General features: G+C 67.0%; 10 protein-coding genes and 1 pseudogene. 7 read left to right on the top strand and 4 right to left on the bottom strand.

Going from position 1 to position 10372, the window contains the following annotated elements; genetic code table 11:
* Position 1: 1 nt before the first annotated feature.
* The 5 genes and pseudogenes from QGN32_RS14105 to QGN32_RS14085 all read left to right on the top strand — a co-directional run bounded on the left by QGN32_RS14105 (position 2) and on the right by QGN32_RS14085 (position 3966).
* On the top strand, positions 2–361 hold the full coding sequence (locus QGN32_RS14105; RefSeq protein WP_326544998.1) for a thioesterase family protein: 360 nt from the start codon (positions 2–4) through the stop codon (positions 359–361).
* A gap of 139 nt (positions 362–500) precedes the next feature.
* Entirely contained in the window at positions 501–1148 is a 648-nt protein-coding gene (locus QGN32_RS14100) for a SatD family protein (RefSeq protein ID WP_326544997.1), read from the top strand.
* Positions 1145–1881, top strand: a pseudogene (locus QGN32_RS14095) (hypothetical protein). The gene QGN32_RS14100 and the pseudogene QGN32_RS14095 overlap by 4 nt, the downstream one beginning before the upstream one ends.
* Positions 1882–1940: 59 nt before the next feature.
* On the top strand, positions 1941–3059 hold the full coding sequence (locus tag QGN32_RS14090) for an NDMA-dependent alcohol dehydrogenase (protein WP_326544996.1): 1119 nt from the start codon (positions 1941–1943) through the stop codon (positions 3057–3059).
* 10 nt (positions 3060–3069) lie between these two features.
* Entirely contained in the window at positions 3070–3966 is an 897-nt protein-coding gene (locus QGN32_RS14085) for a hypothetical protein (RefSeq protein ID WP_326544995.1), read from the top strand.
* Here the strand turns inward: QGN32_RS14085 and fadA6 are convergent.
* The 4 genes from fadA6 to ipdE1 are packed head-to-tail and all read right to left on the bottom strand — an operon-like array spanning position 3950 to position 7656.
* Positions 3950–5119 carry a steroid 3-ketoacyl-CoA thiolase FadA6 gene (gene fadA6, locus QGN32_RS14080; RefSeq protein ID WP_326544994.1) on the bottom strand — a complete coding sequence of 390 codons (1170 nt, stop codon included), beginning with the start codon at positions 5117–5119 and terminating at the stop codon, positions 3950–3952. The genes QGN32_RS14085 and fadA6 overlap by 17 nt on opposite strands.
* 7 nt (positions 5120–5126) lie before the next feature.
* Entirely contained in the window at positions 5127–5726 is a 600-nt protein-coding gene (gene kstR2 / locus QGN32_RS14075) for a TetR family transcriptional regulator KstR2 (protein WP_326544993.1), read from the bottom strand.
* Positions 5723–6511 carry a (5R,7aS)-5-hydroxy-7a-methyl-1-oxo-2,3,5,6,7,7a-hexahydro-1H-indene-carboxyl-CoA reductase gene (ipdF, locus tag QGN32_RS14070; RefSeq protein WP_326544992.1) on the bottom strand — a complete coding sequence of 263 codons (789 nt, stop codon included), beginning with the start codon at positions 6509–6511 and terminating at the stop codon, positions 5723–5725. Before ipdF ends, kstR2 begins: the two co-directional genes overlap by 4 nt.
* On the bottom strand, positions 6508–7656 hold the full coding sequence (gene ipdE1, locus QGN32_RS14065) for an acyl-CoA dehydrogenase IpdE1 (protein ID WP_326544991.1): 1149 nt from the start codon (positions 7654–7656) through the stop codon (positions 6508–6510). Before ipdE1 ends, ipdF begins: the two co-directional genes overlap by 4 nt.
* A 47-nt stretch (positions 7657–7703) precedes the next feature.
* Between ipdE1 and fadD3 the strand changes: the two genes are divergently transcribed.
* The gene (fadD3, locus tag QGN32_RS14060; protein WP_326544990.1) at positions 7704–9248 is read left to right on the top strand and encodes a 3-((3aS,4S,7aS)-7a-methyl-1,5-dioxo-octahydro-1H-inden-4-yl)propanoate--CoA ligase FadD3; all 1545 of its coding nucleotides are present in this window, start codon (positions 7704–7706) and stop codon (positions 9246–9248) included.
* On the top strand, positions 9248–10372 hold the full coding sequence (locus tag QGN32_RS14055; protein WP_326544989.1) for an acyl-CoA dehydrogenase family protein: 1125 nt from the start codon (positions 9248–9250) through the stop codon (positions 10370–10372). The genes fadD3 and QGN32_RS14055 overlap by 1 nt, the downstream gene beginning before the upstream one ends.

Raw genomic sequence — 10372 nt, 5'->3', positions numbered from 1 at the left:
GGTGCGCTACGAAGTGAGTGATGCCGACACTGCCGCAGCCCTTGGCAGCGGAAACGTACCGGTGCTCGCAACCCCGCGACTGATCGCCTGGATGGAGGCCGCGACCGTCGAAGCGGCCGAGCCGTTCATCGAGCCCGGCCAGACGACGGTCGGCACGGCGGTCCGGGTAGAGCACCGGCGAGCGACCGGAGCAGGTGGTGTGGTCGACGTCACCGCTGAGCCGCTGACCGCGCCTGAGGGCAGACGGCTTACCTTCAGCGTGCGTGCGGCCGACCAATCCGGCCAGGTTGTCGGGGTGGGCGAGATCGACCGGGCGATCGTCGATCGAGAGCGGTTTCTCGCCGCGCTTCCGACGACGTAGTCAGTTCACGACCGCCGCATCGAACCAGCGGCACAGCGATACCCGATACTTCACGGAATTCCCGTGCAGGCGCAGTTCGTCGGCCCCAGTCACTAAAGTTATATGCTTCATTTCACCTATATGAAGCTATAGTCTTCACGTGAGTGCACCCAAGGATAACGCTTCATTCCTGGCGGCCCTGATCGGCGACGTCGTCGGATCGCGCCGCATCTCCGACCGGAACGTCGCGCACCGGGTGATGAGCGAGGCGTTGGCACGCGTCGGCGCCGCTGCGATCGACCCGCCGGCCTTCACCGTCGGTGACGAGTTCCAGGGCAGCTACTCGACCGTCGGCGCGGCGATCGAAGCGGCGCTGACCATCCGATTGGCCGTCGCGCCCGGCATCGACATCCGGTTCGGCATCGGCTGGGGCGCGGTAACGGTTCTGGATCCCGAAGCCGGCATCCAGGACGGCCCGGCCTGGTGGGCGGCCCGCGATGCGATCGAGTGGACCGCCGCCGCACAGCGACAGCCAGGACTCGCGCTGGTCCGCACGTCATTTCGGTCCGGTGACGACGCCCGCCACGACGTCGACGCCATCAACGCCGCGCTGTTGTGTCGGGACCATCTGATTGGATCGCTCGATGACCGCTCACTGAGGATTGTGAAGGGACTGTTGGCCGGGAATACCAAGAAAGACATCGCGTCGACCGAGCGCATCAGCGCATCGGCGGTGTCCCAGCGCGCGGGCCGCGACGGGCTCGACCTCATCGTGGTCGCATCCCGCTACCTGCGGACTGTGCCGTGAGTGCGGTCGCGGTGATGCTGATCGCGATCGGGATAGCCGACGTCATCCGGCGCGTCACCGATCGGGTGTGGTTACCCGCCGTGGCGGCGCCCCTAGTAGTCGTCCTGTGCGCGGCGCTGGCCGGGCTGTGGCGGTGGAGCGACATCGCGCTGCTCACCCTGGCCGCCGCCGCGAGCGTCGGTTGGGTCGTGTTGTCTGCGCGAGCGGAGCGCACCGGCCGGCGTCAGGTGACACCGCTTGTCGTGTTCGGCGCCGCGTTGACGGTGCTGATCCTGTTGTCCGGATGGGGCTCCGACGTGGCAGGTGTGGCGGCTCGGTGGCCGTCGTGGGTCGGTATCGCAGTGTCCCCCGACCGGTTGCTGATGGTCGTCGGAGTGATGCTGATGCAGCTGGTGACCGGTAACCAATTGGTCCGCCTGGTCCTCGGCTCCGTCGGCGCGGTCAAACCGGCGGGCGAGCCGCAGCCGTCGGACCGGTTGAAGGGCGGTCGGCTGCTCGGCCCGATGGAACGGGTGCTGATCCTGGGGCTCGGCCTCGCCGGCCAACTCGCGGCGGCCACCGCCGTCGTCGCCGCCAAGAGCATCATCCGGTTCCCGGAGATCAACGCCCAGAAGGCGCGGGGAACGGGGGCACCGGCATCGACTTGGATATAGGAGATGTCACCGAGTACTTCCTCGTCGGCAGCTTCGCCAGTTGGATCGTCGCGCTCGGCGGACTGGCTCTTACACAGTGAACGGTTAGAGCCCTTCCATTCACCAATAATCCGGCCGTGGTTTTCTTACACTCGCGCCCATGAAGACCAACGCCGCCGTTCTGTGGGGACTCAACGAACCGTGGAGCATCGAGGAGGTCGACCTCGACGGGCCCAAGGAGGGCGAGGTCCTCGTTTCGTTCGAAGCCACCGGCCTGTGCCACTCCGACCACCATGTCGTCACCGGCGACCTCGCCGGCGTGACGCTGCCGATGATCGGCGGGCATGAAGGCGCGGGGATCGTGCAGGAGGTCGGGCCCGGTGTGCGCGATCTCCATGCCGGCGACCACGTGGTGTCGTCGTTTCTGCCGGCGTGCGGGCGGTGCCGCTGGTGTGCGAGCGGACACCAGAACCTGTGCGACCTCGGCGCGCTGATCCTGACCGGCTTGCAGGCCGATGGCACCTTCCGGCGCAAGGTCCGCGGTCAAGACGTCGGGATCATGGCCGGCGTCGGAAGCTTCTCGCAGTACGGCACGCTGTCGGAGGCGTCGGTGGTCAAGATCGACGACGACTTCCCGCTGTCCCGGGCGTGCCTGCTGGGCTGCGGCGTGATGACGGGTTGGGGGTCGGCCGTCAACACCGCCGACGTCACTCCCGGCGATACCGTCGTGGTGATCGGCTGCGGCGGCATCGGCAGCGGCGCCGTCCAGGGTGCGCGGTTGGCCGGCGCGGAACACATTGTGGTCGTCGACACCGTCGAAGACAAGCGCGACAAGGCTTTCGAGTTCGGTGCGACGCATTTCGTGACCTCGATGCCCGAGGCCATGGAACTGGTCGCCGAGCTCACCCGCGGCGTGATGGCGGATTCCGCGCTGCTGACGGTGGGCGTCCTCGAGGGCCCGATGATCGATGAGGCGCTCAACATCATCCGCAAGGGCGGTGCGGTCGTGATGACCGCGATCGCCTCGATGGCCGACGTCACGCCGACGCTGTCGATGGCGATGATGACCCTGTTCCAGAAGCGGTTACTGGGCAGCCTCTACGGTGAGGCCAATCCGCGCGCCGACATCCCGCGACTGCTCAACCTCTACCGCGACGGCAAGCTGCTGCTCGACGAAACCGTCACCGCCGAATACAAACTCAATGACATCAACGAGGGCTACGACGACATGCTCGCGGGCCGTAACATCCGCGGCGTGATCATCCACGACCATACTTAACCGGCCACGGATGGGTACCTGGCGCTGGCTCTCACATGTGCGGTCGGTGCTGAGCACCGAATGGGACGCCGTCCGAAACCGCAGACTGGACCTGAATCCCGCCGATCTCACCAGGTTCACCTTCCCGTTGTTGTTGGGTCTGGCGGGCGTGTTGGCGTTCGGGGCCCTGCCGATGGTGGTCATTCGCAGCAGCGCGACCACCGACGACGTGCTGGTGCCGCTCCTGGGATCGCTCGCCTTGACCGCCGTCGGCACGGCCGTGATGACCTGGCTGATCGCCACCGTTGTCTCCGGTCTGGTGCTGGTCGTGGTCTATCGGACCCCGCCCGCAACATCGTCGCGGCTGGTGATCCGCACCGTGGTCGACTCATTCGACCGCGTCAGCGACACCACCGCGCGGCTGGCAACCCTCGCGCTGGTCGCAGGCCTCGTCGCACTGGCGATCGGGCTGCCGACGCGCGACGACGACGAGTTGGCGCATTCGGTGATCGAAGACCTGCTCGCCGCGCAGGTCGGAGCGCTGCTGGCGGCTCTCGGCATCGCCTACCTCGCCGAGGCCGTGCGGTGCGCGGCGGAGGTGGTGGACAGGCAGTCACTCTTACTGGCCTGGCCCTGGTCGCTCGGAATCTCCTGTGTCAGTTGGATTGTCGCGACCAGCGTCGGTCCATTCCATACCAGCCGATTGCTGGCGATACTGCTCAACGAATGGCTGCCGGCCACGGTCAACGGGAGGCCGCGAGCGGAGGTGATCGCCGATCTGCTTCCGGCGGGCGCGAACTGGTGGGCGGCTTTCGCGCTGTTACCGGTGATCGCCGTGGTGTGGGCTGTGGAGGCGCGGCGGCACGACGGGTTTGCTCAGCTGCGAGGGCTCTTCGCGGAAAAGAGGAGGGTCACAGGCGCTCGATGATCGTGACGTTGGCAGTGCCGCCGCCTTCGCACATCGTCTGCAGGCCGTAGCGACCACCGGTGCGCTCCAACGTGTTCAGCATGGTCGCGAACAGCTTGGCACCTGTCGCGCCCAGCGGGTGCCCGAGCGCGATCGCGCCGCCGCTGGGGTTGACCTTGGCAGGGTCGGCGCCGGTCTCCTTGAGCCACGCCATCACGACCGGGGCGAAGGCTTCGTTGATCTCGACGGTGTCGATGTCGTCGATCGACAGCCCGGTCTTCTTCAACGCGTACTCGGTGGCGGGGATCGGGCCGGTGAGCATGAACACCGGATCGGCGCCGCGGGCGCTGATGTGATGGATGCGGGCGCGAGGCTTGAGCCCGTGGTCCTTGACGGCCTGCTCGGAGGCCAGCAATACCGCGCTGGCGCCGTCGGAGATCTGGCTGGCCATCGCGGCGGTCAACCGGCCACCGTCCACCAGCGTCTTGAGGCCGGCCATCTTCTCCAGCGACGTGTCGCGGGGGCCCTCGTCGGTGACGAAGCCGGTCCCATCGACCGGGACCGGGATGATTTCGTTCTCGAAATGGCCGGAGCGGATCGCCTCCTGTGCGCGCTGGTGGCTCGTCAGCGCGTACTGCTCCATCTCCTCGCGCGACAGGTTCCACTTCTCGGCGATCAGCTCGGACCCTCGGAACTGGGAGATCTCCTGGTCGCCGTAGCGGTGCAGCCAGCTCTTGGATTCGTTTGTGGGCGAGGTGAACCCGTACTGCTCGCCCGCGGTCATCGCCGAGGAGATCGGGATCTGGCTCATGTTCTGCATGCCACCGGCGACGATCAGGTCGGCGGTGCCGGACATGATGGCCTGCGCGCCAAAGGAAATCGCCTGCTGACTCGATCCGCACTGGCGATCGACGGTAACCCCGGGCACTTCTTCCGGAAAGCCGGCAGCCAGCCAGGACAGCCGAGCGATGTTGCCGGCCTGGGGCCCGATCGCGTCGACGCAGCCCGCGATCACGTCGTCGACGGCGCCCGGATCGACCTCGAGGCGGTCGAACAGCCCTCGCCAGCCGGCTGCGCCCAGGTCGACGGGATGGACGCCGGCAAGCGATCCGCCCCTCTTGCCGACGGCGGTGCGTACTGCGTCGATGACGTAGGCCTGTGATGTTGGAGTCATGGTCTCCTCATTTCCTCGTGATGCCCCCGAGAACGATAGCGAGGTACTGACGGCCGACCTCTTCGGCCGTCATTGGTCCGCCCGGCTGATACCAGCGGACCGAAACCCAGGTGGTGTCGCGGATGAACCGGTAGACCAGATCGACGTCGATGTCGGGCCGGAAGTAGCCCTCCTCGACACCCTGGTTGAGCAGGTCCAACCACATCTTGCGTTGCTCTTTGTTGCGTTGCTCGACGTAGGAGAAGCGCTCCTGGCCCGAGAGCCGCTTGGCCTCGTCCTGGTAGATGACGACCTGGGCGTGCCGGTGCTCGATCGCCTCGAACGAGGTCATGAACAGACCCTTGAGCCGCTCCAACGGATTCGGTTCGGTGTCGACGATTTCCTGGTACCGCGCGAACAACCAGTCGAGGAAGCCGCGGAGAACCTCGTCGACCATCTCCTCCTTGGAGGCAAAGTGGTGATAGAGGCTGCCGGAGAGGATGCCCGCGGAGTCGGCGATGTCGCGCACGGTGGTCGCCCGCAGGCCGCGCTCGGCGAACATCGCCGCGGCGAGCTCGAGAAGCTCGTCGCGTCTGCTTGCCGGCTGGCTCACGGGTCGGTTGCTCATGCGCGTTGGCTCGACACCGAGATCACTTCTCCGGTCAGGTAACTGGAGTACTCACTGGCCAGGAACGCGATGGTCGCGGCAACCTCCCACGGCTCGGCGGCACGGCCGAACGCCTCGCCTTCCGATAGCCGGTCAAGAAGGTCGGACGAGCTCGTCTTCTCGAGGAACTTATGCCGCGCGATGCTCGGCGACACGGCGTTCACACGCACCCCGTACTCGACGGCCTCGATCGCGCTGCACCGTGTCAGCGCCATCACGCCGGCCTTGGCGGCGGCGTAGTGCGACTGCGAATGCTGTGCGCGCCAACCCAAGACACTGGCGTTGTTGACGATCACCCCGCCGTGGTCGGCCTCGCGGAAGTACCGCAGCGCCGCCCGCGTCGCGCGCATCACCGACGTGAGCGTGACGTCGAGGACGCGGTCCCACTCCTCGTCGGTCATGTCGACGACGGGCGTCTGGCCGCCGAGGCCGGCGTTGTTGACGAGCACGTCCAGCCGTCCCATCCGCGCCGTCGTCGACGCGATCAGCGCGTCGACCTGGGCGGTCGACGTCACGTCGCATACCACGCTTTCGACGCGGCCCAGGCTGAGCTCGGCCAACTGGTCGCGGGTCTCACCCAACCGGCGTTCGTGGTGGTCCGACACCACGACGTCGGCACCTTCGGCGAGTGCGCGTCGCGCCACCGCCGAACCGATCCCGGTGCCGGCGGCCGCGGTCACGACGACCACCTTGCCGGTCAGCAGCCCGTGTCCCGCAATCTCTTTCGGGGCTTGTGACAGGTTCAACCCTTCAGCTCCCTCGGTAGTCCGAGCACCCGCTCGGCGATGATGTTGCGCTGGATTTCGTTGGAGCCGCCGTAGATGGTGTCGGCACGCGAGAACAGATACAGCCGCTGCCACTCGTCGAAGTCGCCGTCGGTCAGCGTCAGTCCTTCGCGGCCGAGCACGTCCATCGCGATCTCGCCGAGTTCGCGATGCCAGTTGGCCCACAGCAGCTTCGAGACGTTATCTTGCCCCGGTTGTTCCACGTCCATCGTCGCCAACGCATACGACCGCATCGTGCGCAGCCCTGCCCAGGACCGCGTCAGCCGCTCGCGGATCAGTGGGTCATCGGCTGCGCCAGTGCGTTTCGCCAACTCGGCGACGCCCGACAGCTCGCGGGCGTACTCGATCTGCTGGCCCAGTGTGGATACCCCGCGCTCGAATGTCAGCGTCCCCATCGCCACTCGCCAGCCGTCGCCGGGTTCGCCGACCACCAGTGCGGCGTCCGTGCGGGCGTCGTCGAAGAACACCTCGTTGAACTCCGAGTCACCGGTGAGCTGAACGATCGGCCGAACCTGGACACCGGGCTGATCCAGCGGCACCAGCAGGTACGACAGGCCGGCGTGGCGCTTCGACCCCTTCTCGGTGCGGGCGACGACGAAGCACCACTGCGCCCAGTGCGCCAGCGAGGTCCACACCTTCTGCCCGTTGACCACCCAGTGGTCACCGTCGAGTTCGGCGGTGGTGGACACGTTCGCGAGGTCACTGCCTGCGCCGGGTTCGGAGTAGCCCTGGCACCACAACTCGCTGACGTCGAGGATCTTCGGCAGGAATCGCTGCTGCTGCGCGGCGGTGCCGTAGGCGATCAACGTCGGCCCCAGCAACTCTTCTCCGAAGTGGTTGACCTTCGCCGGAGCGTTGGCGATCGCGTACTCCTCGTAGAACGCCACCCGGTGCGCGACCGACAAGCCGCGCCCGCCGTGCTCCTCGGGCCAACCGAGACACGTCAGCCCGGCCGCCGCCAGATGCTGGTTCCACGCCCGGCGTTCCTCGAACGCCTCGTGCTCCCGGCCCGGCCCGCCGAGGCCTTTCAACGCGGCGTAGTCCCCGACGAGGTTGTCGGCAAGCCAGTCGCGGACCTCGGCCCGGAACTCCTCGACCTCAATCACCCTTGTAGGCTAACCTACCAAGCACTTGCTTTGTTAGAGGAGCATCGATGATTGGCGATCGGCGGACCATCCCCCGGGTCTTGGATGGGATCGCGGACCGGTTTTCCGACCACGATGCGCTGGTCGCGGACCACCGTTCGTTCACGTTCGCGCAATTGCGCGACGAGGTGCGGCGTGCTGCGGCAGCGATCATCGGTCTGGGCATCGACGCCGGTGACCGGGTCGCGATCTGGTCGCCGAACACCTGGCACTGGGTCGTCGCCTGCCTGGGCACCCACTATGCGGGCGGCGTCGTGGTGCCGCTCAACACCCGCTACACCGCCAACGAGGCCACCGACATCCTGGCCCGCACCGGCGCCCCGCTGCTGTTCGCGTCCGGCGAGTTCCTGGGCTCCGACAAGGCCGCGTCCGTACAGCGTGACGCGCTGCCGAAGCTGCGCCACGTGATCCGAGTACCGGTCGAGAAGGACGACGGCACCTGGGACGACTTCATTTCGTCCGGGACCGACCTGGATTCCGTCGACGCCCGTGCCGCCGCGGTGCAACCCGACGATGTGTCCGACATCCTGTTCACCTCCGGCACCACCGGTCGCAGCAAGGGTGCGCTGTGTGCACACCGCCAGTCGCTCGACGCGCCCGCGGCGTGGGCCGAATGCGGCCGGCTCGCCAGCGACGACCGCTACCTGTGCATCAACCCGTTCTTCCACAACTTCGGCTATAAGGCGGGCATCCTCGCCTGCCTGCAGACCGGCGCCACACTCATCCCTCAGTTGACGTTCGATCCCGAGAAGACGATGGCAGCCGTGCAGGAGCACCGCATCACCGTGTTGCCCGGACCGCCGACGATCTACCAGACGCTGCTCGACCATCCCAAGCGCGCCGACTACGACCTCACCTCGCTGCGGTTCGCGGTCACCGGCGCGGCGACGATCCCGGTCGTGCTGATCGAGCGGATGCAGACCGAACTCGACATCGACATCGTCCTGACCGCGTACGGCCTGACCGAGGCGAGCGGTTTCGGGACCATGTGCCGGCCCGACGACGACGCAGTCACCGTCGCCACCACCTCGGGGCGTCCGATCGCCGGTTTCGAACTGCGCATCGACGACCCGAGCCAGGACGGCACCGGTGAGGTGCTGCTGCGCGGCCCGAACGTGATGCTGGGCTACCTCGACGACCCGGAAGCCACCGCCGCGGCGATCGACCCCGAGGGCTGGTTGCACACCGGCGACGTCGGCACTGTCGACGAGAACGGCAACCTGCGCATCACCGACCGTCTCAAGGACATGTACATCTGCGGCGGGTTCAATGTCTATCCGGCCGAAATCGAGCAGGTGCTGGCGCGGCTCGACGGCGTCACAGAGTCCGCGGTGATCGGTGTGCCCGACGAACGGCTCGGCGAGGTGGGCAAGGCGTACATCGTGGTCAAACCCGGTGCCGCGCTCGACGAGCAAACCGTAATCGCTTACACCCGCGAACATCTGGCGAACTTCAAGACGCCCCGGTCGGTGGAGTTCCTCGATGCGCTGCCGCGTAACCCGGGCGGCAAAGTAGTGAAACCGCTTCTGCGTGAGAGGGCTGGATCTTCCTGATGGACCTGACTTTCGACGACGCCACGCGCGAGTTCCAGGCCGAGGTGCGCGAGTTCCTGGCCGAGAACAAGGACTCGTTCCCCACGAAGTCGTATGACACCGCCGAGGGTTTCGAACAGCACCGGCGATGGGACAAAGTGCTTTACGACGCCGGACTGTCGGTGATCACCTGGCCCGAGAAGTACGGCGGACGCGACGCCACCCTGCTGCAGTGGGTGGTGTACGAGGAGGAGTACTTCCGCGCCGGGGCGCCCGGTCGCGCCAGCGCCAACGGCACCTCGATGCTGGCCCCGACCCTGTTCGCGCACGGCACCGAAGAACAACTCGATCGCGTGCTGCCGAAAATGGCCAGCGGCGAGGAGATCTGGGCGCAGGCCTGGTCGGAACCGGAGTCGGGCAGCGACCTGGCTTCGCTGCGGTCCACGGCCACCAGGGCCGACGGCGGCTGGCTACTCAACGGGCAGAAGATCTGGAGTTCACGCGCGCCGTTCGGTGAGCGCGCGTTCGGGCTGTTCCGCTCCGACCCCGAGGCCGAACGCCATCGCGGCCTGACGTACTTCATGTTCGACCTCAAGGCCGACGGCGTCACGGTTCGTCCCATCGCGCAACTGGGCGGAGACACCGGCTTCGGCGAGATCTTCCTCGACGACGTGTTCGTCCCCGACAGCGACGTCATCGGCGACGTCCACGACGGGTGGCGGGCGGCGATGAGCACATCGAGCAACGAACGCGGCATGTCGCTGCGCAGCCCGGCGCGCTTCCTGGCACCTGCCGAACGGCTTGTGGCGCAGTGGAAGGCCGATCCCGACGAAGCTTTCACCGATCGCGTGGCCGATGCCTGGATCAAGGCGCAGGCCTACCGCCTGCACACGTTCGGCACGGTCACCCGGGTGTCCGCGGGCGGTGAACTGGGCGCCGAGTCCAGCGTGACCAAGGTGTTCTGGTCCGATCTCGACGTCGCCATCCATCAGACCGCACTGGATCTGCGCGGGCCGGATGCCGAGCTCACCGACAGCTGGACCGACGGGTTGCTGTTCTCCCTCGGCGGGCCGATCTATGCGGGCACCAATGAGATTCAGCGCAACATCATCGCCGAACGGCTGCTGGGACTGCCCCGAAAGTAG

It is taken from the genome of Mycolicibacterium sp. ND9-15 (assembly GCF_035918395.1).
In the GTDB taxonomy this organism is placed as follows: domain Bacteria; phylum Actinomycetota; class Actinomycetes; order Mycobacteriales; family Mycobacteriaceae; genus Mycobacterium.
The sequence above is the reverse complement of the archived record's forward strand: the minus strand, read 5'-3'. Positions and strand labels throughout refer to the sequence as shown.